The 24,325-nt window shown below is 57.2% G+C and carries 17 protein-coding genes and 2 pseudogenes; 17 read left to right on the top strand and 2 right to left on the bottom strand.

What is annotated here, in order from left to right; genetic code table 11:
- From CKO36_RS13780 to CKO36_RS13735, 10 genes and pseudogenes are all read left to right on the top strand, one after another.
- Positions 1 to 281: pseudogene (locus tag CKO36_RS13780) on the top strand (RNA-guided endonuclease IscB); the annotation flags it as partial.
- Between the two features lie 79 nt (positions 282 to 360).
- Complete coding sequence (locus CKO36_RS13775) at positions 361 to 2,556, top strand: putative bifunctional diguanylate cyclase/phosphodiesterase (RefSeq protein ID WP_242469615.1); 2,196 nt, start codon at positions 361 to 363, stop codon at positions 2,554 to 2,556.
- A gap of 26 nt (positions 2,557 to 2,582) precedes the next feature.
- Entirely contained in the window at positions 2,583 to 5,066 is a 2,484-nt protein-coding gene (locus CKO36_RS13770; protein ID WP_200284702.1) for a PAS domain S-box protein, read from the top strand.
- Between the two features lie 278 nt (positions 5,067 to 5,344).
- Positions 5,345 to 6,709 carry a coiled-coil domain-containing protein gene (locus CKO36_RS13765; RefSeq protein ID WP_200284700.1) on the top strand — a complete coding sequence of 455 codons (1,365 nt, stop codon included), beginning with the start codon at positions 5,345 to 5,347 and terminating at the stop codon, positions 6,707 to 6,709.
- On the top strand, positions 6,709 to 8,295 hold the full coding sequence (locus CKO36_RS13760) for a DUF5691 domain-containing protein (protein WP_200284698.1): 1,587 nt from the start codon (positions 6,709 to 6,711) through the stop codon (positions 8,293 to 8,295). The genes CKO36_RS13765 and CKO36_RS13760 overlap by 1 nt, the downstream gene beginning before the upstream one ends.
- On the top strand, positions 8,292 to 9,389 hold the full coding sequence (locus CKO36_RS13755) for an ATP-binding protein (RefSeq protein WP_200284696.1): 1,098 nt from the start codon (positions 8,292 to 8,294) through the stop codon (positions 9,387 to 9,389). The genes CKO36_RS13760 and CKO36_RS13755 overlap by 4 nt, the downstream gene beginning before the upstream one ends.
- A complete protein-coding gene (locus tag CKO36_RS13750) occupies positions 9,386 to 11,674 on the top strand; it encodes a DUF5682 family protein (protein WP_200284694.1) in 2,289 nt (762 codons plus the stop codon). Before CKO36_RS13755 ends, CKO36_RS13750 begins: the two co-directional genes overlap by 4 nt.
- Positions 11,671 to 12,825: a VWA domain-containing protein gene (locus CKO36_RS13745; RefSeq protein WP_200284692.1), complete on the top strand. Its 1,155-nt coding sequence runs from the start codon at positions 11,671 to 11,673 to the stop codon at positions 12,823 to 12,825. Before CKO36_RS13750 ends, CKO36_RS13745 begins: the two co-directional genes overlap by 4 nt.
- A gap of 338 nt (positions 12,826 to 13,163) precedes the next feature.
- The gene (locus tag CKO36_RS13740) at positions 13,164 to 14,009 is read left to right on the top strand and encodes an AAA family ATPase (protein WP_200284690.1); all 846 of its coding nucleotides are present in this window, start codon (positions 13,164 to 13,166) and stop codon (positions 14,007 to 14,009) included.
- A gap of 164 nt (positions 14,010 to 14,173) precedes the next feature.
- Positions 14,174 to 14,728: a hypothetical protein gene (locus CKO36_RS13735; protein WP_200284688.1), complete on the top strand. Its 555-nt coding sequence runs from the start codon at positions 14,174 to 14,176 to the stop codon at positions 14,726 to 14,728.
- Positions 14,729 to 14,957: 229 nt separating this feature from the next.
- Here the strand turns inward: CKO36_RS13735 and CKO36_RS13730 are convergent, their stop codons facing one another.
- Positions 14,958 to 15,164 (bottom strand): group II intron maturase-specific domain-containing protein, encoded by a 207-nt coding sequence (locus tag CKO36_RS13730; protein WP_242469616.1) that lies wholly within the window; start codon positions 15,162 to 15,164, stop codon positions 14,958 to 14,960.
- A 164-nt stretch (positions 15,165 to 15,328) separates the two neighbouring features.
- On the opposite strand from CKO36_RS13730, the pseudogene CKO36_RS13725 reads away from it, so the two are divergent.
- The 6 genes and pseudogenes from CKO36_RS13725 (at position 15,329) to CKO36_RS13700 (ending at position 22,070) form a co-directional block, all read left to right on the top strand.
- A pseudogene (locus CKO36_RS13725) lies at positions 15,329 to 16,891 on the top strand (IS3 family transposase).
- 105 nt (positions 16,892 to 16,996) lie between these two features.
- On the top strand, positions 16,997 to 18,040 hold the full coding sequence (locus CKO36_RS13720) for an IS630 family transposase (RefSeq protein WP_200284686.1): 1,044 nt from the start codon (positions 16,997 to 16,999) through the stop codon (positions 18,038 to 18,040).
- 120 nt (positions 18,041 to 18,160) lie between these two features.
- Positions 18,161 to 19,831, top strand: coding sequence for a sensor histidine kinase (locus CKO36_RS13715; protein ID WP_200284684.1), 1,671 nt, complete (start codon positions 18,161 to 18,163; stop codon positions 19,829 to 19,831).
- Between the two features lie 44 nt (positions 19,832 to 19,875).
- Positions 19,876 to 21,084, top strand: coding sequence for a response regulator (locus tag CKO36_RS13710; protein ID WP_200284682.1), 1,209 nt, complete (start codon positions 19,876 to 19,878; stop codon positions 21,082 to 21,084).
- A gap of 2 nt (positions 21,085 to 21,086) precedes the next feature.
- Complete coding sequence (locus CKO36_RS13705; protein WP_200284680.1) at positions 21,087 to 21,500, top strand: hypothetical protein; 414 nt, start codon at positions 21,087 to 21,089, stop codon at positions 21,498 to 21,500.
- A gap of 51 nt (positions 21,501 to 21,551) precedes the next feature.
- The gene (locus CKO36_RS13700; protein WP_200284678.1) at positions 21,552 to 22,070 is read left to right on the top strand and encodes an asparaginase domain-containing protein; all 519 of its coding nucleotides are present in this window, start codon (positions 21,552 to 21,554) and stop codon (positions 22,068 to 22,070) included.
- 528 nt (positions 22,071 to 22,598) lie between these two features.
- Here the strand turns inward: CKO36_RS13700 and CKO36_RS13695 are convergent.
- Positions 22,599 to 23,669 (bottom strand): IS110 family RNA-guided transposase, encoded by a 1,071-nt coding sequence (locus CKO36_RS13695; protein WP_200284676.1) that lies wholly within the window; start codon positions 23,667 to 23,669, stop codon positions 22,599 to 22,601.
- A gap of 98 nt (positions 23,670 to 23,767) precedes the next feature.
- Between CKO36_RS13695 and CKO36_RS13690 the strand changes: the two genes are divergently transcribed.
- Positions 23,768 to 24,325: helix-turn-helix domain-containing protein (locus CKO36_RS13690; RefSeq protein WP_200284674.1), on the top strand; the 558-nt coding region annotated here is incomplete at its 3' end.

The following is a 24,325-nucleotide window of genomic DNA, read 5'->3' as shown; positions in this document are numbered from 1 at the left end:
TCAACAACGGTTTTCCGCGCGGCTATCTCGTCCGCCATAAGCGCCTCTACGGTTTCCAGACTGGCGATTGGGTGCGCGCCGAGGTGCCCAAGAACAAACAGGCAGGCGCGCATGTCGGGCGTGTGGCAATGCGCCGAACCGGATCCTTTAACATCCAGACCCAGACCGGAACCGTTCAAGGCATTTCACACCGCTATTGCCAGGTGCTGCAACGCGCCGATGGCTATGGCTACGCTTTTCAACCGAAACCAATAACGGAGGATGCGAGACGGGCCGCCTGACCGCGCTGCGCGCGCTGTGCTATCCCTCCCCGCCCTGAAGGACGGGGTTTCTCGCGCAAGACTGATGAGTCCTGATCGCATGACGGATGATAACAACCAGCTCATTTTTGTCGAGGATGCAGTCGAGAATCCGGCTTCCAATCACGAGCCATGGCGAGTTCTCGTCGTCGATGACGAGGAGGATGTGCACGGCGCGACTGAGATCGCGCTGCGCGGGCTGTTGATCGAAGGGCGTTTCGTCAAGCTCGACCATGCTTACTCGGCACAAGAGGCCTATCAAATCCTCACCCGCGAGCACAACATAACCGTCATATTGCTGGATGTGGTCATGGAGTCCGATGACGCGGGGCTGCGGTTGGTCAAGCGGATCCGTGAGGAACTCAACAATCAGGCTATACGCATCGTGATGCGTACCGGTCAGCCTGGCTATGCGCCGCTCATTGAGACGATCCGAGCCTATGACATCAACGACTACAGAACTAAATCTGAACTGACACGCGTCCGTCTTTTCACCAGCCTAACGGTGGCCATCCGCTCCTATCGGCAGATCCGCCAGCTCGAAATAAGTCGCTATGGGCTGGAGCTGATCATTTCCGCCAGCACGGGACTGAGCAAGATTCACGCCTTGCGCCAATATGCCGAGGGCATCGTCACTCAGTTGTGCTCCCTGCTCGATATTGCTCCGGAGGGGCTGATTTGTGTGGCCTCAGCGCAGCAAGACGAGCCGCCCCGCATCATTGCGGCCGCTGGTCGCTACCGCGAACTCATCCAATGCCCTCTTGAAGAACTGCCCGACACCGCTCCGCGCGACGTTCTGCAACGCTGCTTGCAGAGTCGGGAGCATCTTTATCACGAGGGGATCTGCTTGTATTTCGATGTTGGCGCGACGCGCGGAATTGCCGCCTATGTAGATGGATTCCACGACATTGATGCCATCACCCGCAATCTCTTGGAAGTTTTCTGTACCAACGTGACGGTGGGTTTAGAGAACGTCCTGTTGCAGGAACGTCTCTACAACACTGCCTACCACGATCCGCTCTTACATTTACCAAATCGCAATCGCCTGATCCAACTCATCACCGAACGAGGCGCCGATGAAAATATGCGCTTCGCCCTGGTGGATCTGGACGACTTTGCCGAAATCAACACCGTTCTCGATCATCGCTTCGGCGATCGGGTTCTTCAGGCCGTGGCGGACCGTTTGGCCGCTGCCTTCGCCCCGCCAGCCGTCCTGGCGCGGATCGCCGGCGATACCTTCGGTCTGCTCGGGAATTCGGAGCAGATTACGCGTCACAACATTGAGCAGGTTTTCACGGCTCCCTTCGATGTCGATGGCGAACTGATTCGCATCTCCGCGACCGCAAGCCTCGTTCGACTGAGCCGGGAAATGTCAGAAGGGGATGCAGAGGTGCTCAAACATGCCAGCATCGCATTGAAGCAGGCAAAGCTGCTCAACCGGGGCCGGGCGGAATGGTTCTCTGTGGATCTGAGCGTAGCAGCGCGCGAGCGTATCCGCATGCTGACGGAGCTGCGGGCCGCCTTTTCCACCGACCGGCTGTTCCTTGCTTATCAGCCCCAGGTCGATCTGCTCAGCGGCAAGGTTTTGGGAGCCGAGGCATTGCTGCGATGGCAAGTCGACGATGATCATTCGATCCCACCGGATCAGTTCATCCCGCTGGCCGAGCAATCCGGCTTGATGGTCCCCATCGGACAATGGGTTCTGCGAACCGCCTGTCATCAGTTGAAACATTTGATCGAGCTGGGGCACTCTGGATTTCGGATGGCGATCAATGTCTCGCACTCACAGTTTCGCGAACCCGACTTCGTCACAATGCTCGCGCGGGTGCTTGACGACTGCCAGGTCGCCGCAGAGCAGGTGGAGCTGGAGCTGACCGAGTCAATCGTGATCGGCCATATCGAATCAACAACCCGCAAAATCATTGAGATCCGCCGCATGGGATTGTCGGTCGCCATGGACGACTTCGGCACCGGCTACTCGTCACTGAATGTGCTTCAACAACTCGATATCGACCGACTCAAGATTGATCGCGCCTTCGTCAAGGAAATTGACCAATCCGGCGATTCGACAGGCATCGCCGATCTCGTCATTGCGCTTGGGCATCGGCTTAACCTGGTGACCATTGCCGAGGGTGTGGAAAACGAAGAGCAACGGCGCCACCTTTTGCAGTTGGGCTGCCAGGAAGGCCAGGGATACTTGTTCGGCCGGCCGCTGCCGGGAGCCGAATTCGAGGACTGGATGAGCACCCAGGATTAGTTCGCGCCCCGCGCGAGGAGTCGCCCATGGATCTTGCCGCCGCGCGCCACGAGAACGAGGCACGCTTGGCGCTTGCGCTCGAGGTCTCAGGCCAAGCGCTGTACGAGCTCGATCTGCGCACCGGCCAGGTACATATGAGTCTGGCCGGTGCGCAGATGCTGGAGCGAGATCCGTCGAATCCGGTTGTGAGCCTGGCGACTTGGAGCAGCTGGCTGCATCCCGACGACCGCGATCGGGTCTTGCAGCTTTACGAGGATTGCGTTGCAGGAAGGCTCCAGGATGTTGCGGCAGAATTTCGCCTACGCTCCGGCTCCGGCCATTGGATCTGGGTGCGCTCCGTCGCTCGGGTGTTCCAGTGGGACGAGACAGGGCGACCGTTGCGCCTGCTCGGCACCCACATGGACATCACCGAGTCCAAGGAGGCCGAAAAGTCGCTACGGTTCACTCAGACCATCGTCGATCAGGCGTCCATCGGCGTTTTCTGGTTCGACGCCGAAGGGCGACTCATCTATGTGAACGAGGAGGCGTGCCGCTCTCTGGGATACACTCGGGACGAGCTGCTTGGGGCGAGCGTGGAAATGTTCGACCCGGACTTCGGCCTCGAACAGGCGTCGGATCTCTTGGAGCAGCTGAGTGCAACCGGAAATGCTGTCTTCGAGACCCGCCACCGACGCAAGGATGGTTCTAGTTTTTTTGTCGAGATCGTGGCGAGCTATCTTGACGTTGGCGACAAGGGATACCAGCTCGCCATCGCCCGCGATATCACCAGCCAGAAGCTGGCCGAGGTAACTCTGCGGGAGCACAACCAGTTCCTCGAGAACCTCGATCGTATTTCACGGGTTCTCTCCCGCCCCACATGCGATGTCACGACCCTGGCGGCACTGGCCTACGAGATCCTGGACATCTTTCAGGTGGATCGTGTCTTTTTCATGCACCCGTGCGATCCAAATGCGGCGATCATGTCCATCGCCTTGGAGGTCACACGCTCGGAGTCCCCGGGAACCCTGGCCGCGACGCGCAAGGTCGAGTCAAACGCATCTTTCAAGGATGTGATACGTCAGGCATTGGCCAACAACGCCCCAGTGCTCACCGATTTTGACACAGACTCGGCAGCCTTTTGTGAGCACACGATACGCAGCCAAATGGCGATCGCCTTGCATCCGCGTTCGAACCAGCCTTGGCTGCTCGGGCTTCACCAATTTCGCCTGCGGCGCTGGAGCAAACACGAGCTACAGTTGTTCGAGAAGATTGCTGAGCGTGTCGGTGAAGCGCTGTCCGGTTATCTTCTGCTTGAGCGTCTTAGGGATAGCGAGGCACGCTACCGTGACGTTTTCGAAAACTCCCTGGACGCCATTATCGTACACGACGCACAAGGAGCGATCCTGGCCGTCAATCAGACCGCGATGACCACATATGTTTTCGGGCGCGACGAGGCCTTGCAAAGCACCATCGCCAACCTGTCAGCTCCCGAGAACTCGACGGATACCCTGCTGGATCTCTGGAAGCGAGTCATGGACGGTGAAACCGCCCGCTTCGAGTGGGCGGCCAAGCCTTGCCACGGTGGAGAGAGCTTTCCGGTCGAGGTCACGCTCCGCTCTATCCAATTTGGTGATCAGCCAGCCATCCTTGCCAATACCCGTGACATCACAGAGCGCAAGCAGGTTGAGCAAGAGCTACAGCGTCATCGTGAACATCTTGAGGAATTGGTTAATGAACGCACGACTGCGTTGCAGCAGGCGATGAACCAACTGGTACAGGCTGAAAAACTGGCGGCGCTGGGGAACCTGGTTGCTGGCGTGGCACATGAACTCAATACTCCCTTGGGTAACACCCGGATCGTCGCCAGTACGTTGAAAGACCACTTCAATGAGCTAGACGGCGCGCTTAAAGCGGGTGCGCTACATCGCTCGCAGCTCATGGACTTTCTGCAAAGTGGGCAAGAGGCGATTGATTTGCTGGAGCGCAACATCGTCCGCGCTGCGGATTTGATCAGCCATTTCAAGGAGGTTGCCGTCGATCAGACAAGCATGCGCCGCCGCCGGTTCGATCTCGGTCAAATCATCAACGAGGTGCTGATGACGCTGCGCCCCACCTTGAAACACACAGCACACCGAATCGAACTCGACTTTCCACCGAATTTGGAGCTGGATAGCTACCCGGGACCTTTGGAGCAGGTGATTACGAATCTTATTAATAACTCGCTGACACACGGCTTTGCTGGAATGGAATCGGGATGCATCCAGATCCGTTCGCTGGCATCCGAGTCAAACTGCGTCCTGCTCAGCTATTCCGACAACGGAGTCGGCATCCCACTGGAGATGCAGGCTCGTGTCTTTGACCCTTTCTTTACCACGCGACTGGGACAGGGCGGCAGTGGGCTCGGGCTTTATCTTGTCTACAATCTAGTGACAGGCGTGCTCGGCGGAACCATTGAGGTCAAGAGCAAAAACGGCCAGGGGACGAATTTCATGTTGACCTTGCCTCGCCAAGCACCTGACGACCCCCCCTAACGATCATCACCCAAGCGTCAATAAAAACACTAAAAAGTGCTGAACATTATCCAGGCGCTCGCATTGCTCATTTGTTCGTCCTTGTTGCCACGACAGCTGGCGCAAATGGGCCTTGAACGACCCACGACTGTTGTTCAGTCGCCGCTTGCACGCTCACTCTGATTCAAGGATCATCCGCTTCATGAACGTACCTCAAAGCCAGACCCTTGCCGCACGCGGCTTCATGGATCCTGGGACGCGATTCCAGGATCTGACGGACGTGCTGGGCTAGCGCGACAATGGCAGCACCCTGGACGGTTGAGCAGGTCAACGGCATGGCGCCCGACACCGCGTCCATCACCGCGAGTCGCAAGCTGGCGAGCGCCGCCAAATGGCAGAGGCTCGGCCAGACGGAGCGGCTGATCTGGGGCGAGATCAAGGGCAGCGACAGCATGCCTTACCAGACCTGCATCGACACCGCCGGCCCGGCCTTCAAGTGCTCCTGTCCGAGCCACAAGTTCCCCTGCAAGCACAGTCTGGGGCTGGCTTTGGTCCATGCCGCATCCGCCTCGGCCTTCGCCACGGATACCCCGCCCCCGTGGGTTGCCGAATGGCTGGACAAGCGCGAGGCGCGCTCGAAGCGTGAGGCGCGGCGCCAGACCAAGCCGGTCAAGCCGCTCGACCCGGCCGCCGAGCGGCGCCGCACCGCCGCGCAAGCGAAGCGCCGCGAGCAGCGCGAGGAAAAGATGCAGGCGGGTGTTGAGGAGCTGCAACGCTGGCTCGCCGACACCCTGCGCCAGGGCCTGGCTCGCGCCATGGAGCAGCAGTCCTGGGAGCACATGACGGCACGTCTGGTCGATGCGCAGATTCCAGGCTTAGCGCGCTGGCTGCGCCGCTGCCAGGAGGCGCGCTATGGCTCCGAGCAGTGGCAGGGCACCGCCTTGCAGGCCTTGTCGCGTCTCCAGTTGATTCTGGACGCCTATCAGCGCCGCGAGACGCTGCCGGAGCCGGTCCAGGCGGATCTGTACGAGTTGCTTGGCGTCACCCAAGGCAAGGAGACGATCCTGGCCCAGCCTGGCGTTGCCGATACCTGGCGGGTCATGGGCAAGTGGACCAGCGACGCGGACCGTCTCCAGGTCCAGCGCACCTGGCTGCGCGGCGAGCGGACCCAGCGCTGGGCGCTGCTGCTGGATTTCGCGGTTGCCAACGCCGTGCTGCCGATCACCCCGGAGGAGGGCGTCGGCATTGAGGGCGAGCTGGCCTTTTATCCGGCGACCTGGCCGGTTCGCGCGCTCCTGAAGACGCAGCAGGGGATCGAACCGGCGCAGCCGAACGCCTTGATGGCCGCATGCGACGGGCTCGACGGACTCTACCGCACCTATGCCGAGCGTCTGGCCGCGACCCCCTGGCTAGAGCGGATTCCGGCCAGTCTGCGTGATCTGACCCCGATTAAGCTGGACGACCGCTGGTTGCTGATCGACGCGGAGCGCCGACAGATCCCGCTCGCGCCCCACTTCCCGTTGCGCTGGGAGCTGCTGGCCATGGGCGGCGGCGAGCCGGTGCAGCTGTTCGGCGAATGGGATGGAGACGCCTTCTTCCCGCTGACCATTGCGGCCGGGGCGCGTCTTCAGGGCTTTTACGCGCTGCACATGGAGCTTGCGTGATGGAGCTCTGGAGCGACCTCACGCGCACCGCGCTGCTCGGCACGGAGCGCGGCACCCGGACCTGGGACGCGCCCGATGCACTCGGGACAGTCTTGTCCAGACTGCAAGCCCAAGCGGCGGATGCCCCGGTCCAGCTGCTGCGCTGCTCGGCGGTCGTGGGCAATTTTGCACAAGCCGGGCGCTTACCGGCTCAGCTCGTTTCGTCTGCGCCAGCGCCAGCCGAGCCGGACCCACGACCCGCCCTCGGCAGCGCCCGGCAGCTGCGCCTCCTGCTCCAGGACGATCAGCTCAAGTCGCTGTTCCCCGAATGGCTGGCGCTGCTCGCCGAGCATGGGCTGCGTGCCCCGGAGGGCAGCATTCCGACCCTTCTGGGGCTGGCCTTGCGCAGTCCCGACCTGCGACGGGCCATCATGGCCGTCATCGGCGCGAAGGGCCTGTGGCTGGCTGGACAGAGCCCGGAGTGGGAATCCCTGCTGAGCGTCGCGGATCTCGGACGGCTCGACGCAGCGCTGTGGGAGACCGGCACACCGGAGCAGCGCCTGGCCTATCTGGCCCAGACGCGCCGCGAGGATCCCGCCCAGGCCGTCGAGCTGCTGGCCGCCGTCTGGTCGCAAGAAGGTGCCCGTGAGCGGCGCAAGCTGCTGGGGGTCTTGAGCGACGCACCCGGATCGGCGGATGTGGCCTTCCTGGAGTCCGCCCTCGCGGATCGCAGCAAGGACGTGCGCAGCGACGCGGCGGGACTCCTGGCCCTGATACCCGGCTCGACGGTTCAGACACGGGCGGTGGAGCTGCTGGATGGCTGGCTCGGGTTCGAGTCCAAGACCGGACTGATGGGGACGCTCAAAGGCCGCAAGGGTCAGCTGAACGTCACCCTGCCCGAGGACTGGGACAGCGCCTGGACCACGATCGGCATCCACGAGAAACCACCCAAAGGGATGGGACGGAAGGCCTGGTGGTTGGAGCAGCTGCTGGGTCTGGTCGATCCCGACCATTGGTTCGAACGCTGGCAGCGCTCAGCCCCCGAGATCCTCGGCATGGTCGAGGGGCACGAGTGGCAGGGCACGCTGCTGGCGGGCTGGCAGCGCGCCACCCGGCATTTCAGCAATGGCGTATGGGCGCGGGCGCTGATTGCGGGGGCGGTCGATTCCAGCGCTGAGGCTACGCTGTGGGCGATCCTGAGTCCCTCGGAGCAGGAGGATGCGCTGACCCAGCCCCTCACCACGTCGAGCAAGGGCAAGCCGTTCAAGCGGGCCTTCGATCGTCTCGGCCATCTGGGGCACCGTTGGAGTCCGTCCTTTTCGGCGGTCGTGTTCCAGGCCTGTCTCAAGCTGTTCCACGAGCAGAGACCGGACGCCAACTATGCCCGCTATGCCATCCTCCGTCAGGTGGCGGCGCATCTCGATCCGGGCGGATATCCGGGCATGGAGCAGAGCCTGGGGCCGTACCTTCAGACGTCCTCCCCGTGGCAGAAGATCACCACCGAGATGCTGGACACCCTGAGGTTTCGCAACGACATGATCCAGGCCATCGAATCCGCGCGCACCGGATCCGTTCGCATCGAATCAGACCAACGAGGTACGTCTTGAACACCCAAAGCCCCAATGAAGCCATCCTGCGCCAGCACGCCGAGCAGGAGTTCGCCCACGAGATCGAGGCGCTCAAGGCGGTCGATGAGCATCCCAGGCCGCCCAACTGGACGCTCTCGCCCTGGGCCGTGCGCACCTATCTTATGGGCGGCACGCTGAGCAATGGGGTCGAGATCAGCCCCAAGTACATCGGTCAGGCCCGGCTGATGGAGATCGCCATCTCCACGCTGGCGACCGATCGTGCCCTCTTGCTCTATGGGCTCCCGGGAACCGCCAAGTCCTGGGTCTCCGAGCACCTGGCGGCGGCGATCTCGGGCGATTCCACCCTGGTGGTTCAGGGCACGGCGGGGATCGGCGAGGAGGCGCTGCGCTACGGCTGGAACTATGCGCGGCTGATTGCGGACGGTCCGTCGCGGGCCGCGCTGGTGCCGAGTCCGGTCATGCACGCCCTCGAGCACGGCGCCCTGGTCCGGGTCGAGGAGCTGACCCGCGTCCCGGCGGACGTGCAGGATAGCCTCATCACCATCCTGTCCGAGAAGACGCTCCCCGTGCCGGAACTCAATACCGAGGTCCAGGCACGCAAGGGCTTCAACGTCATCGCCACCGCCAACAACCGCGACAAGGGCGTCAACGAGCTGTCGAGCGCCTTGAAGCGCCGCTTCAATACCGTGGTGCTGCCGGTGCCGGCGACCCTGGAGGAGGAGACCGAGATCGTCGAGCAGCGCGTCGAGCGGCTCGGACGGGCGCTTGAGCTGCCGGCCGAGAAGCCCGCGCTCCAGGAGATCCAGCGCATCGTCAGCGTCTTCCGCGAGCTGCGCCAGGGCATGACCGCCGACGGCAAGACCAAGCTCAAGACGCCCTCCGGCACCCTGAGCACGGCCGAGGCGATCTCCGTCGTCAACAGCGGCATGGCGCTGGCCGCGCACTTCGGCGACGGCCAGATGCGCGCGGGCGACGTGGCCTCCGGGCTGCTCGGCGCGATCGTCAAGGATCCGGTGCAGGACCAGGTCGTCTGGCAGGAGTACCTGGAGACCGTCGTCAAGGAGCGCTCGGACTGGAAGGATCTCTATCGGGCCTGCCGCGAGATGCTATGAGCACCCATGTCTTCGGTGTCCGCCACCATGGTCCGGGCTCCGCGCGCAGCCTGCTCGACGCCCTTGAGCGTCTGGCGCCCGACGTCGTCCTGATCGAAGGCCCGCCGGAAGGCGATGCGCTGGTCGCGCTGGCCAGTCACGCCCAGATGCGCCCGCCGGTCGCCATGCTCGTCTATCCGCCGGACGACCCGAGCGACGCCTCCTATTATCCCTTCGCCCGGTTCTCGCCCGAGTGGCAGGCCATCCAGTACGCCCTGGGGCGCGACCTCCCGATCCGCTTCATGGATCTGCCGCTCGCCAATCGCATTGCGCTTCGGCGCCGAGAACGTGAGGAACGTGAGGAGGCTGCGGAGCGTGCCGCACCGGACGCGGACCCCTCGGAGGATGACGAGGTCGAGCCGAGCGCCGAGCCAACGGAGCCCTGGCGCGGCGATCCAGTCGCGCTGATCGCGCAGGCCGCCGGTTACGAGGACAGCGAGCGCTGGTGGGAGCACATGGTCGAGGAGCGTCGCGACACCCAGTCGCTCTTCGACGGCATCCGCACCGCCATGACCGCGCTGCGCGAGCATGTCGAGGCTGAGCTGGCGCAGGATCCGCCGATCCTGGAGCGCTATCGCGAGGCCGCCATGCGCAAGATCCTGCGCGCGGCCGAGAAGGAGGGCTTTGAGCGCATTGCCGTCGTCTGCGGCGCCTGGCACGTCCCGGCGCTGGAAAAGCGCCCCAAGCAGAGCGAGGACAACCGGCTCCTCAAGGGTCTGCCCAAGGTCAAGACGACTGCGACCTGGGTTCCCTGGACCTATGGGCGTCTGAGCTACCACAGCGGTTACGGTGCCGGGATCGGGTCGCCCGGCTGGTACGACCACCTCTGGTCGCAGTCCGGTGACGTCGCGACCCCCTGGCTGATCAAGGTCGCCCAGGCGTTTCGGGCCGAGGGGATCGATATCTCCAGCGCCCATGTCATCGAATCCGTGCGCCTCGCCGAGACCCTGGCGGCCATGCGTGCTCGGCCCCTGCCGTCGCTCGCCGAGCTCAACGACGCGACCCAGACCGTCATGCTCTTCGGTGAGTCGGCGCCGATGCAGCTCATCCAGGCGCGTCTCATCGTCGGCGAGCGGCTGGGGCAGGTCCCCGAGTCGACGCCCTCGACGCCGCTGCAGGAGGATCTGCGCGCCCAGCAGCGGCGTCTGCGGCTCAAGCCGAGCGTGACCGATCAGTCTCTGGTGTTCGATCTGCGCAAGCCGAACGATTTGGCCCGCAGCCATCTCCTGCATCGGCTGCGGCTCCTCGATGTCCCCTGGGGCCGCAACGGCGGACGCGAAGCGGGCAAGGGCACCTTCAAGGAGTCCTGGCGGATCAAGTGGGAGCCGGACTTCGAGGTGGCGCTGATCGAGGCCGGTCGCTGGGGCAACAGCATCGCGCAGGCGGCGACGGCGGCGGTCGTCCAGGAGGCGCATCGGCGCGAGGACATCGGCCAGCTGGCGGCCTTGGCGCGGCAGGCGCTGCTCGCCGACCTGGGCGAGGCCATCGAGCCCGTGATCGAACAGCTCCAGGCCCGAGCGGCGCTCGCCGCCGACGTGCTGGTGCTGATGCAGGCCGTCCCGGAGCTGGCCCGGCTGGCCCGCTATGGGGATGTCCGCAAAACGGCGGTCGAGCGCGTCGACACGCTCTTGGACGGCCTCTTGGCGCGCATCTTCATCGGCCTCCCCAATGCCTGCAGCGGCATCAACGAGGAGGCGGCGGAGACCCTATTCGACCACATCCAGGGGGTCCACGAGGGGCTTCAGCTCCTCGACGACACGCGGCTCCAAGCCCAATGGCAGCGCACCCTAAGCCAGCTTGCCGACACCCAGAGCCTGCAGGGCATCATTCGCGGGCGCTGCTGCCGGCTGTTGCTCGATACCGGCGCGATGGACGAGGAGGGCGCCGCGCGTCAGCTCGGTCTGGCCTTGTCGAGGGCCAATGAGCCCGGCCAGTCCGCCGCCTGGCTGGACGGCTTTCTGCGTGACAGCGGTCAGCTCCTGATCCACGACCACGCCCTCTGGCAGCTCGTCGACCAATGGGTGTGCCAGCTTCCCGAGGAGACCTTCATGCAGGTCATCCCGCTGCTGCGACGGACCTTTTCCAGCTTCGAGGTCGCCGAGCGGCGTCAGATGGGCGAGCGCGTCAAACGCGGACCCATGGCGCTCGGTTCGACGCACGATCATCTCGGCGAGCTCGACCGCGCGCGAGCGGAGGCGACGCTGTCGCTCTTGTCGCGACTGCTCGGTCTGGAGGAGGGTGAATGAGTCAAGACGCACGCGAACGGCGCTGGCGCCTGATCCTGGGCGGCGAGCAATCCGACGGCATCGGGCTGGCCCTGCAAGGCGAGGACACCCGAATCGATCAATGCCTCAACGCCGTCTACGGCCAAGCGGGGCGGCGCGGTAGCCTGGCGGGCTCCTCGCCGAACGTGGCCCGCTGGCTGGGCGATATCCGTCAGTATTTCCCGTCCTCGATCGTGCAGGTCATGCAGAAGGACGCCATCGAGCGGCTCGGGCTGGAGCAACTCCTGCTGGAGCCCGAGGTGCTGGAGGCGGTCGAAGCCGATGTTCATCTGGTCGCGACCCTCGTGACCCTCAAGCACGTCGTCCCCGCGCGCACCAAGGACACCGCGCGCCAGGTCGTCCGCCGAGTGGTCGAGGACCTGATGCGCCGGCTTGAGCAGCCCATGCGCCAGGCCGTGACCGGTGCGCTCAACCGCTCCGTCCGCAACCGTCGGCCCAGGCTCAAGGAGATCGACTGGCATCGCACCATCAAGGCCAATCTCAAGCACTACCAGCCGGCGCAACGCACCATCGTCCCGGAGGTACGCATCGGCTTCGGGCGCAAGCGCTCTTCACTGCGCGATGTCGTGCTCTGTGTCGATCAGAGCGGCTCCATGGCCACCTCGGTCGTCTATTCCAGCATCTTCGCGGCCGTCATGGCCTCATTGCCGGCCTTGAGTACCCGACTGGTGGTGTTCGATACCGCCGTCGTCGACATGAGCGACGCCCTTCAGGACGATCCGGTCGATCTGCTCTTCGGCGTGCAGCTCGGCGGCGGAACCGACATCAACCGGGCGCTCACCTACAGTCAGGGCCTCATTCGACGCCCAAGCGACACGGTGTTCGTCCTCATCAGCGACCTCTACGAAGGCGGCGACCAGACCGAGATGCTTAAGCGCGCCGCCAGCATCAAGGCATCGGGCGTCGAATTCATCACCCTACTGGCCCTGAGCGACGAGGGGGCGCCTTTCTACGATCACCAGATTGCCGGCCAATACGCCGCCATGGGAATCCCGACCTTCGCCTGCACTCCGGACCAATTCCCGGCACTGATGGCTGCCGCGATTGGGCATGAGGATGTTAATGCTTGGGCTGCGCGGGAGGAGATTGTGACTACGCGGGGGGGAGGTTGAGAGGTGAGTAAAGGTTTACTCAGACTTCTGATGCCGAATTGCTCGGTGGGGGTGATAAGGTTTGTTATAGGATCCCGTTTCTGTCTAGTGTTGCAGACTCAGCCGTGTTTGGTGTCGCGAATAGGTGGTATGAGGCGCCTAGCAGCAGTGCTGGCGAGGGATTTCTGGAGTATCTTCGGGCCGCGTGGGCGGACGGAGTTGGCATGGGGGCGGTGCTAGACAGAAGCTGTCTAGCACGGAAATTAGAGAATCCGTCTAGCGCCATATTTAGGGATTCTGTCTAATTAACTGTTCGGCAATAAACAACAGAGCACAATAACCAATAAAGGAGAATCGCTGTGGCTATAACTGTGTCGTTAATTAATATGAAAGGTGGTGTAGGGAAATCCACATTGTCAGTTAATTTGGCTTGGCATTACGCTGCATATAGCAATTGGTTAAAAAAGGTTCTGGTAGTTGACCTCGATCCGCAATTCAATGCTAGCCAATATTTGGTCGGTGTTAAAAAATACCAAGAGCACTTATCAGATGGCAAGCCGACGATGTGGGAAATTATGGAGCAACATACAACCACTCCAACTGGCAAAGTGGGTAAACTTGACCCAAAGAAAGCAATAAGGTCAGTGCGCTCTATTAAAGGCGGAGGTAAAATTGATCTTATACCATCAAGACTTGAACTCGCTTTGTCATTGAAAAATCCTGGTCACAAGGTTGATTTACTTAAAAAGTCATTGCAAAAGGTTGAGTCAGACTATGATTTAATAATTATTGACTGTGCACCAACAGAATCAATACTAACTACAGCCACTTATCTCGCAAGTGACTACATTCTTGTCCCAGTTAAGCCAGAATATCTGTCAACTATAGGTCTCCCACTTCTTGTAAGTTCCATGGAGGATTTTCTTTTAAGATATGAAGATTCATCTCTTGAACTTGCTGGAATAGTTTTTAATGGTTGTAGTGGATACGCCCCGGAAGAGGCCAAATCAAAAAGTGAAGTAAAAAAAATGGCCGCTGCAAATGACTGGCATGTTTTCCAATCTGAAATATCTTATTCTAAGTCATATCCCAAGGGAGCAAGAGAAGGCCAGCCAATATTCCGCACTTCATATGCAAGAACAACAGCAGCAAGTAATTTCAGGCAGTTTGCTTCAGAATTCGCAACGAAAATAGGTTTGACATGAGCAGCCCTTTTAAGGTGGCGAAATCCGTCCGCTTGCAATCCCCTGATTTTGCTTCAAAGTGCTTGCGCTAGATCACTGGTCTCGAGGATTGCCATGGTCATTTTACCCCATAACCATTTGATCTTAAATGTTATTTTTATGCACCTTAAAAGGGCTGGTTTGATATGAGTAATGATACAAAATCATTCGAGCTTCTTGGTGAAATAGCCAAACTCTTAAAAAAGTATGGAAAAGAAACATTCTTCGAATTAGCAGCTATTTTGAAAGATCCAAATCTTTTAGATCAAGTTGCGAATTCTCTTGAGGAAGTTGCAAGTAAACCCATAAAGAGAAAAGGAATTCAGAGGCGTTTACCCGCAGAAGAAGAGCGCTTTCAATTCAGAGAAACGCTTATCGCTTTAGGCAAGTCCGAACCAGAAAAGTCACATATTTTGCTGACGTTATTCGATTCACTTCATAACAAAAATATATTTCCATCCCTTCGTGAGCTAATTGATTTTATTTCTGATCAAGGTCTAGAGGTTCCAAAAACAAAATCACGGAGCAAAGTTGTCATCTCATTTTTGAATAATTGCAAAGCACTTTCATTAAGTGAATTGCAGCAATTTAATTTACCAAGTGAACGAAGTAATACATTGGGGAATTCGGATAGGAGTCTTGAAGGCTGGGGAAAAGTTATTTTAGATCGAAATCCAAAAAAGACAGATGAAAAGAAATAAAAGTATCCGGGCACGGCACGGGTAGAGTAGAGAGCAGGTATCCCGTCCCCGTAGACTCGGCCTATCTGTTGCCGCCCCTTTCGTTTGGCGGTGCCTCACTAGCTGAATCATAGGCACAGGAGACCAGCCCTCCCTCATCAATCCGTGCATACGGTTTTCCTGTACACGGATTTCCGATGTGCTTCACGCCGAGGCATGCGCCGATGTCCAGCCTGCGGTGGTTGGGACTTTAGAATAGTCCAAGATGGTCGTAGAGATGCGCGTTGGAGAACCGGATGTATCCTTGTGCCCGGCTCTGGAGCTTGTGGCGGCGACGCAATTGCGTACGCATCCGCTCCTCGGCATGCGTTTTGACCCGACCAAGAACCTTTGAGCAGTTGCGGTAGTGGAAGTAGCCTGACCAGCCCCTGAGGGCTTGATTGACCTCCCCGATCATGTCCCTGAGCGCCACCGTCCAGTTCCGGGGACATATTATGGTCCGCCCCGCGATGCAAGAGGAAAATCGCTGATTTGGTAGAAGGAAACCCCTCAGTGTCAGGATAGAAGTCGTCATCCCCTGTTATCCTTCTTAAGAACATCTGAGGGCGAGAGGAGCGCATCATGCCTCGTTATTCCGAAGAACGCCGTGCCGCTGTCGTGGCGAAGCTGCTACCCCCGCAGAACCTGAGTCCGCAAGAGGTCGCCGAGCAGGAAGGGTTGTCCCTGGCGACGGTGTATAAGTGGCGCCAGGAGGCGCGCGCCAAGGGCCGCTGCCTGTCCGATGCCGATGCACAGGGGGCGAAGGACTGGTCCTCAAAAGACCGCTTTGCTGCGGTGCTTGAGACCGCTGCGCTGAACGCCGAGGAAACCGCCGAGTATGGCCGCCAGCGTGGATTGTATCCTGAACAGCTGGCGGCGTGGCGCGAGGACTGCGAACAAGCCGGGCGCCTCGCACAGCTTGCACGCCGGGGCGAAGCGACGGAACTCAAGCAGCAGCGCCTGCGCATCCGCGACCTTGAGCGCGAGCTGCAACGCAAGAATATGGCCCTGGCGGAGACGGCGGCGCTGCTGACGCTGTCAAAAAAAGCCCAGGCGATCTGGGGGGACGTGGCGTGATGATCAGCGCCCCAGATCGCCGCGAGGCCATGGCGCTGATCGAGGAGGCCCGTGCCAACGGGGCGCATCTGGCCCAAGCCTGTGAAACGCTGGGCTTGAGCCGGCGAACCTATCAACGCTGGAGCCAAGCGCCCGACGGGGGCGAAGACCAGCGCCCACTGGCCGAGCGCCCAACACCGGCCAATGCGCTGACCCCTGAGGAGGAACTGGCCATCTTGGAGGTCTGCCATCGCCCGGCGTTCGCCAGCCTGCCCCCGGAGCCGATCGTGGCGCGCCTGTTCGATGAGGAGCAGCGTGACATCACCTCGGTGTCGAGCTTCTACCGGGTGCTGCGCCGCCATGGGGAACTGGCCCATCGTGGGCGGGCGAAGGTGCCGGTCGCCCTCCCACCCACGACCAACAACGTTCCAGGCGAAAGCGCCCAATCGGGTGTGGTCGTGGGATTGCACCTGGCTGCCAGGGCCGGTCAAGGGGCTGTTTTTCTACTTGGTGATGATCGTGGATATCGATAGCCGTAAGGTCGTGGGCTGGGAGGCGTTCGAGGCGGAGTCGGCTGACAACGCCGCTGCGGTCATCCGCCGCGCAGTGCTCGCCGAGGGGTTGGTGGATCACCCGCTGGTGCTCCATGCCGATAACGGCCGCCCATTCAAGGGCGCAACCTTGCTAGAGACGCTCTATGCGCTCAACATCACCCCGTCCTACAGCCGTCCAAGGGTAAGCAACGACAATGCCTTCTCCGAGGCGCTGTTTCGCACCTGCAAGTATGTGCCGGACTATCCCGTCGAGGGCTTCGAGGGCTTGCAAGCCAGCCAGCGTTGGGTGCTTGAGTTTGTGCGTTGCTACAACACCGAGCATCGTCATAGTGCGATCCGTTTTGTCACGCCCGATGAGCGCCATTGCGGGGCGGATCGCGACATCCTGGCCCAACGCCATGCGCTCAACCAAGCGGCTCGCGACCAGCACCCCGAGCGCTGGAGCGGCAAGACGCGTAACTGGGATCCCATCGAGGTCGTCTCGCTCAACCCGGAGCGAGAAGCCGAGATTACGCCGGTCAAAGGGACTAGGTGAAATCATGGGGCAGGCGACCAGGTGACAACTACCTTGACAATCACCGTTGCCAAGTAATCTATACTTAAATCAGTGAGCATTGACACTTGATCTGAGGAGCATGCGATGAAACCAGCTTGGTTATCCGATGCACGATTGATCCCGGATGAAGTCATTGACTATCTTCGAAAAATTGCAGTTCATGCTGTCGAAGAAAATGGTTACAGTCCCGAAGATGTCATTAAAATATTCGGTTTGAGTCGTAGTACGATTTATGAGTGGCTCAAGCGTTTCCGCGCTTATGGCTATCCCGGACTTGATACAAAAAAGGCACCTGGTGCGGAAGCTTTGGTCACCGAAGAGATGCAGGCGTGGTTGAAGCGGACGGTTCTCGAGTCAACTCCTGAAGATTTCGGGTATGACACGACGCTTTGGACTCGCGAGTTGTTAGCGCAGCAGCTTGTCGAGCGTTTTGGCGTCCATGTCGTCGCAGCCACGATCAATCAGCACCTGCACAAACTGAATCTCACCTATCAGAAGCCGGTGTTGATCCCTCGTGAGCAAGATCCCGCTGCTGTCGAGCATTTTGTCAACGAGGAATTCCCAAAAATTCAACATTTTGCAAATAAGATCCAGGCCGATATCGGCTTTGAGGACGAGGCTGGCATTGATCTGCGTGAGCGCTCAGGCAAAACCTGGAGTGCGCGCGGTGTCCGACCTGAAGTATTTGTCACAGGCAAACGCGGTCGCTTGAATGTTCTTTGCGTTATCACGGCTCAAGGAGAGTTGAGATATCACGTAACAGAGAAGTCCATTGCCTCTAAAGAGTACATTCATTTTCTTAAGCAACTGATGGAGAAGAGAACGCGGCCACTGATTTTGATTGTGGATCGTGCGCCATTTCATCTTTCGCGAATGGTGCGTGAATTTGTGTGCAAGCATCGCCATCAAATCCGCCTGCATTATCTCCCAACATACAGTCCAGAGCGTAATCCCGATGAGCATGTCTGGGAAGAGATCAAGGACAGGCAACTTTGTCGGCAGCCGATCAAAAATAAGCGCGACCTGAAAAAGAGATTGCATTCAGCACTGAAGCCTCTGCAACATCGCACAGAACGTGTCATCTCGTTCTTCCATCTTCCGGAAACGCGATATGCTGCTCAATTTTAATGTCCGGATATCACATTAGATGGCTATATGTCTGTGGTTGCTTAGGCGATACAGGCAACTCATGACTACGCCCCAGGCCCGCAACGGCACCTAGGCGAATTATGAGCTCAAGGAATTACCATGCGCATTGATTACTTCTCTACGTCATTTGTACCCGACGAATTTCTTTTATCGGCACTACTCGATTTTCTAATGACTTCCTACTCCGTTGACGCGTATTGCTTTCGCTTTATTCCACAGATTGGTCACTTACAGGGCCGACCTGTGCGTTCTTCCCGATCTCGCAATTGCGTCCCTCCCTCTGTACTAGCAAAAGCCTGGGTATTGGTCGATACATTCGATACCAGCATTCCTATACCTCGTACCCACACCAGCTTTCGCGAAGAAAATTTCTTTGTTCACCATGTAAGTATCGCTGGTTCGTACACAATAAATATAGGTTGCGTCGCATTGGTATCAAAGAGCTACATCTCTCCCTCTAGGCTTAATCGCATTCTAGATACTTTTGAGGACTTTCTAGCCTTTCGCAAGCATTCCGTAGCGCTTTCTTATCAGGCCGATTTTCTGAAATTAGACATCGAATCCCGAGAACTGCTGGATGAGAAGATTGGCGAGATAGTTCATAGCGCTGTTAGCCCGAACGAAACACTAATACTAAAGCGATCAAAAAACACCCCATGTTATGACGTCTCATACTCTTCTTCTGGTGCATCTTTTTCTATCCCACAAAAAAGAGGCCCAATGGCTCGCTGTTTTGAGAGCGGCGAGTCCGTTTCCATCAACGATGTCAATGACAGAAAGTCAATTATTAATAAATTTGGACGCTACTTCTCCAATCCCGAATTTCTGAAACGCAAGGGATATCTTTCTTGCTTGTTCTTTCCCGTCAAGCATGAAACAACCTGCTACTGTGTTATTGCTTGCTTCTTTTCTCGAAAGAACGCTGTTTCTAACATAGAAAAAAAGGTTTTAGATGGTATTTCTGATATGCTAGGTGATTATTACCGCATTTGGTATGAAAAAGCGCAAATCCGGCAAGACCTTGCCGAAAGCGGCAGAATTCTCAAGCATGTGAGGCAATCGTTACTCATCGCTGACATCATGCATGATGCTACCCAGGACTTGGTCACTGCGAACGCACAGCTTGGACTGCTTCACGGAAAAAATGACGCGGAAGAAAACGCTTTGCACGCTGCAAAAGATACGCTCAAGTCTTTGATTATAGCAGCACGGCACTTTCGAAATTTTTTCAACACCAATAAAGCAAAAACTAGTGCTGACATTGCCATTAAGCGGGTAGTTCCTAAACAACACTATGAGACGATTCGCCCTTGCGAAATTACGGCCGATATTTTTGCAAAATATCATAATCAAATGATTGAAAGCAAAATAACCCCTCAAAATAACTGCTCAGCTACGCTGGAATTCAAAGGTATACGTTACAATGTTTCTAGAGCACTAGATAATGCCATACGAAATTCTATTGATCAGCTTCGATCAAAGACCCACGTTTCACGACAGATCACAGTATCTGCAGTCAAACGTCCAGGACAGTCTAGCGAACGCTTAGCTAAAGAATTCATAGAAATTGATGTTTTTGACAATGGCCCAGGTGTCGAACCAGATAACCTTGAGAGGATTTCTCAGCCTTTTGTGTCATTACGCGGTGGCATGGGTTTAGGGATTCCGATTATTCAGGCGGCTTGTGAAACGCATGGTGGCCTGATGGAGCTTCGCAGTAACTGGGGGAAAGATTTTCATGTAATAATGAAATTCCCTTTGTCTCCTTAGAATTATATTTTCTTGGTTGTTCACAATGCTTAGAAGGTTACGCTATGACTTCTCTTCTCTGGGTCGACGACAACATTGACCAGTTCGCACCATTTGTGCAGAAGTTTCGAGAGCACGGATTACAGATCTCTACAGCACAATCCAATCAGGAGGGATTCGCAGTACTCGACGAATCAAGGTTCGACATCGTTTTCTGGGATTTTGTGATGGGTCATGAGCCATGCGCCAATCTCTTAGACGCTATTGTCGAAAAAGCATGCTCAGCTCGAGTTTTTATCGTCTCTGGCTTCCTGTACCTCCATGAGGTCATAGATGAATTGGCAAGAAGGATCAGTGCGCATTCCCTTCGTATCGCCACATTGGACAAGACGACGCTACCTTTTACAGATGACGACGAAGGCATTCGCGAGTTTCTTGCAGACCTTATGAATGACTCGTACTTCGAGACGCCTCCACTTAACCGAGATGTCGGTCTTCTTGTAGAAAAAGCGATGCATCACTCAGAAACAATGCTGTGGAGTGACTATGCTGAACTTGATGTCTCCGGAAAGATGGCGGCTTTAGACAGAGTCGCTGAACTCACAAGGGACATACGAAGGAAGCTAGAGGAAGAGGGTTATGTCTATATGTTGTTTTGCGGGAATTACAGTGATCCGCTACATAAGTACAAAAGCCTGGATATGCTACCTACAGAAGAGAAAATACTTGATATAGCACGTTCGCTCGATCGCGCACCATTTGAGTTCACCGTAAGCGGCATGGTAGACGACATCTCGATGAACTGTTGCGAGAGATCTGGTCTCAAAGGTTACCCAGTTTTAAAGATTGGATTTAAGGGTGAAGCTGAGGAAATTCATTTCGACACAGGGAACCCTTTAACGCTGGTAAGTTTCGAGTGGTATTCCGAGAAAGGTTGGATTCGACCATCTTTTCGGATTCAACATCTTACGGCTGGCGACATGAAGTTCAAAGGAAGACATATCGAGTGGAAGAACGTCATAGTTACTGATAGTAGCGGTGTTACAGAGTCATGTGATTTTTCCGCATTTGCAGCTTGTGATTGGCAGAGGTACAGGGTCGCCGTTAAATGCGGTCCGGATTGCGCTAACGAGCATAAGCGTGTGTCTTCTTCGAAGTTGTGCAAATATCGCACGGGATTGCTTGGACGAAATCTCGCAACACATTTGCGCATAAAAGGAAAAAGACTGGCTATCGATTGCACTGATGGTGCTGTGACATTTCTAGAGGATTGAGTATGATCTACGTTTTTCTTGCAGGCATCCTTGGATTTCTTGTTTTTGATGCATATCGAATATATCAGACGTATTCTAAAGCTAGGCGATTAGAATTTAGCTTCAGCACCTTGCTCGGCATATGTATTCATTTGTTCGTGTACCTGGCATGCGGAACTCTTGGGGTCTTTGTTAACCTAGATGTCATGGGTATTTGCTGTGATTGGGCATTATACCCAGAGTTCAAGAATGAGATAGTGGGGCCGGCACTTCGATCTTTTGCGTTAGGTCTTGCAGGCCCAGCTGGAATATCTAAAGGACAGACCTCACTTTCGACTGAGATGCAACCAAGCGCCAAGGACTTTGGAGATATGACAGTTAGGCCGACGTTTACATCTAATGTTGCACTTTATCTTCGCATCTTGTTTATGCGTTGAACTCTTTTCTTTTGTCATGAATCTTCATTGCAACCCTCTTAGCGGATCAATATGAGTACGAAAAAGCATGGCGTTATAGAGAATATATGCGTTATATCGACCGGGGGGACTTTCGAAAAATCGTATGACCCATTATTAGAGGGCTTCGTAATCTCACCAGAATCAGCTGTTCCAAAAATCTTATCGCATTCCAATGTATTTCATCTTGATTTTCGCTCATCGATTGGAAAAGACAGTCTAGACATGAGTGAAGAAGACCGAGAAGAGCTATTACGCAACCTTGATGAGTGGGGTTTCAAAAGATACGTTATCGTGCATGGAACGAGCAGAATTGTCGAGACCGCCAGATTTCTTTCCAGGTACGACACAGGCAAGGTGATAATCGTAACCGGGGCAATGAAGCCATATCGTTATTGCGCTACGGAAGCCGCGTTTAATCTTGGGTGCGCCGTCGGTTACTGCTCCAGTATGAAGGAAGGCATATGGATTACCATGAATGGCAAACTATTCACCCCGGACAATTGTTTAAAAAACCCCGAAACAGGTATATTTGAAGAATTAATTTCATGAGGTTATTGTTTATAACAAGAAAAATGAGGCAGTGGTTCTTAATTTGGCCTTGTTGCAGTTCCGGTGACATATATGGTCCGCCCCGCGATGCAAGAGGAAAATCGCTGATTTGGTAGAAGGAAACGTTGCGGCCATATATCCGGCATCGTTGAGAGGGATCATCATCGAAGTCGATCCCCGTGCCCTAATGGAATTCGCGTACCTCGCCGTCCTGGCCTTGATCATCGTGTGGTCCAAAACCTTGCTCTACAGTCAGGTATTAGAATTTAACCTGATAAAATCATAGTGTTACAGAAGAGTCAGACGCACTGCCAGGCTGGGTGGACCAAACGGTGATCAAGGCCGCCGTCCTCAATCAGTATATCAATCTCAGCTTACGCTGGCTGCTGTCCCCGTCAGGTTTTCGGTGAGGCGGTCGTACCTTTCATGCCATTACAGTGAATTTCACTCTTCGCAACTCGTGGTGTGGAACTTTGTTAATGCCCAATTAGGGCGGGTTAATCGGAGTGGTTCATGGCCAATTGGGCGTTACGCGGTAACGGCCGCAGGCTTCGCTAAGGCACCACGCTCGGCATCGAAGGCCTTGCCGGTGGTCATCACCGCCCAAGCGATGCGCACGAGTTTGTTGGCCATCGTAACCACGGCGACATTGGCATGACAGCGCTGCTTGAGATCCCGCGCCCAATGACTGAGGGCGTCGTCCTTCTTCTTAACCCAGCGCATCATTGCACGCGCCCCGTTGATGATGAGTTTTCGCATATACACATCACCTCGCTTACTGATCCCGAGCAAGCGCGGTTTCCCGCCAGTGGAGTGCTGTCGCGGCACCAGCCCCAGCCAGGCGGCCAGCGCGCGGCCATTGTTGAACAGCCCCCAATTGTCGCCTAACGTGGCGATTAAGGCGGTGGCCACCAGCGGGCCGATGCCAGGGATGCTCCTCAACAGCTGGGCCGAGTCATTGGTGTTAGCAAAGGCCTGAATTTGCGTATCATAATGCTTGACCCGCGTATCCATGTGACGCAACTCCTCAAGAAAACCGTTCAATTCAGCGCGAAACCGCTCGCTGAGTCCATTCTCGGCGTCTTCAAGGATGTCCGGCAGGCGGCGCATGAGTTCAGCACGGCCTTGAGCAATGACAATGCCGTATTCGGCCAACAACCCCCGGATCTGATTGACCAGTGCGGTGCGCTGATCAATGATCATCGAGTGCATGCGGTGAGTACTCTGGATATCTTGCTGTTCAACATTCTTGACGGGCACGAACAACTGGCGCGGGCGGCGGGCGGCTTCGCAGATCGCTTCGGCATCGACGGCATCGTTCTTGTTGGTTTTCACAAAGGGCTTCACATGCTGCGGTGCGATCAGCACCACCTCATGGCCGAACCCTTGGAAGGTGCGCGCCCAATGGTGGGCACCACTACAGGCTTCCATCGCAATGCGACAGGTCGGCTGTTGGGCGATGAACGGACTCAAGGCCTTGCGGGCGAGCTTGCGGCTGAACACCACTTCACCTTGGGCGTCGACACCAAACACATGCACGCTATTCTTGGCCAGATCAATGCCAATAGTGGCGACCGGTTCTTTGCTAAACCGCGTCAATTTAGAGGTGCGTAATTCTTATGCTATAGTTTGCGCTCCATTGTGCCACGCATCGTTTGGGCGCGCACTTGCCGACATTTTGGTGACAGGATCGTTTCATGTTGACGTTAGATCTTGCCAAATGGCAACAAACTCCTGCGGACCTCAGAGAGCTGTCGCTGAGCAGCGCTCACCCGCGCACGCGTGAGCGCTTTCTGGCGCTGTATGAACTGACTCAAACGCAGAAGAGCGCGAGCCTGATTGCGCGCGGCAGCGAACGCCATGCTCAGACGCTGATTCGCTGGGTTCATCGGTACAACGAAGGCGGTGCTGAGGCCCTGGTGTTTCGCCGCACGGGTGGGCGCCCCCCGTTTTGTCCGGAATATGAGCAAGCGTTGGATGCGCTGGTGCGTGAAGGGGTGGCGGCTGCGGGCGCGCCGAGTGTTGAACGCGACAGCGAGACGGGGCGCCTGAAAGCGGCCTCTGAGCCAGAGCCTTGTACAGCCCCACCGCGCTGGACACTCAAGAAGCTGGTGGCCTGGTTGCAAGTGACCTATCAGGTCAATGTCTGTCGTGAAACCGTGCGCCGGGCGCTCAAACGCCTGGGGCTGTCGTGGAAAAAGGCCAAGGCCCTGCTCAATCGAGCCAAAACCGCCGAGCGCGAGACCTTCGTTGAA

The sequence above is a fragment of the Rhabdochromatium marinum genome (assembly GCF_016583795.1).
Lineage (GTDB): Bacteria > Pseudomonadota > Gammaproteobacteria > Chromatiales > Chromatiaceae > Rhabdochromatium > Rhabdochromatium marinum.
Note: the sequence above shows the minus strand (reverse complement) of the source record. Positions and strands in the feature narration are given on the sequence as shown.

What these genes read in the sequence shown, in the direction of transcription:
- CKO36_RS13775 (WP_242469615.1), top strand. Translation starts at nt 361, where the DNA reads ATGACGGATGATAACAACCAGCTCATTTTTGTCGAGGATGCAGTCGAG.
- CKO36_RS13770 (WP_200284702.1), top strand. Translation starts at nt 2,583, where the DNA reads ATGGATCTTGCCGCCGCGCGCCACGAGAACGAGGCACGCTTGGCGCTT.
- CKO36_RS13765 (WP_200284700.1), top strand. Translation starts at nt 5,345, where the DNA reads ATGGCAGCACCCTGGACGGTTGAGCAGGTCAACGGCATGGCGCCCGAC.
- CKO36_RS13760 (WP_200284698.1), top strand. Translation starts at nt 6,709, where the DNA reads ATGGAGCTCTGGAGCGACCTCACGCGCACCGCGCTGCTCGGCACGGAG.
- CKO36_RS13750 (WP_200284694.1), top strand. Translation starts at nt 9,386, where the DNA reads ATGAGCACCCATGTCTTCGGTGTCCGCCACCATGGTCCGGGCTCCGCG.
- CKO36_RS13745 (WP_200284692.1), top strand. Translation starts at nt 11,671, where the DNA reads ATGAGTCAAGACGCACGCGAACGGCGCTGGCGCCTGATCCTGGGCGGC.
- CKO36_RS13735 (WP_200284688.1), top strand. Translation starts at nt 14,174, where the DNA reads ATGAGTAATGATACAAAATCATTCGAGCTTCTTGGTGAAATAGCCAAA.
- CKO36_RS13730 (WP_242469616.1), bottom strand. Translation starts at nt 15,164, where the DNA reads ATGATCGGGGAGGTCAATCAAGCCCTCAGGGGCTGGTCAGGCTACTTC.
- CKO36_RS13720 (WP_200284686.1), top strand. Translation starts at nt 16,997, where the DNA reads ATGAAACCAGCTTGGTTATCCGATGCACGATTGATCCCGGATGAAGTC.
- CKO36_RS13715 (WP_200284684.1), top strand. Translation starts at nt 18,161, where the DNA reads ATGCGCATTGATTACTTCTCTACGTCATTTGTACCCGACGAATTTCTT.
- CKO36_RS13710 (WP_200284682.1), top strand. Translation starts at nt 19,876, where the DNA reads ATGACTTCTCTTCTCTGGGTCGACGACAACATTGACCAGTTCGCACCA.
- CKO36_RS13705 (WP_200284680.1), top strand. Translation starts at nt 21,087, where the DNA reads ATGATCTACGTTTTTCTTGCAGGCATCCTTGGATTTCTTGTTTTTGAT.
- CKO36_RS13700 (WP_200284678.1), top strand. Translation starts at nt 21,552, where the DNA reads ATGAGTACGAAAAAGCATGGCGTTATAGAGAATATATGCGTTATATCG.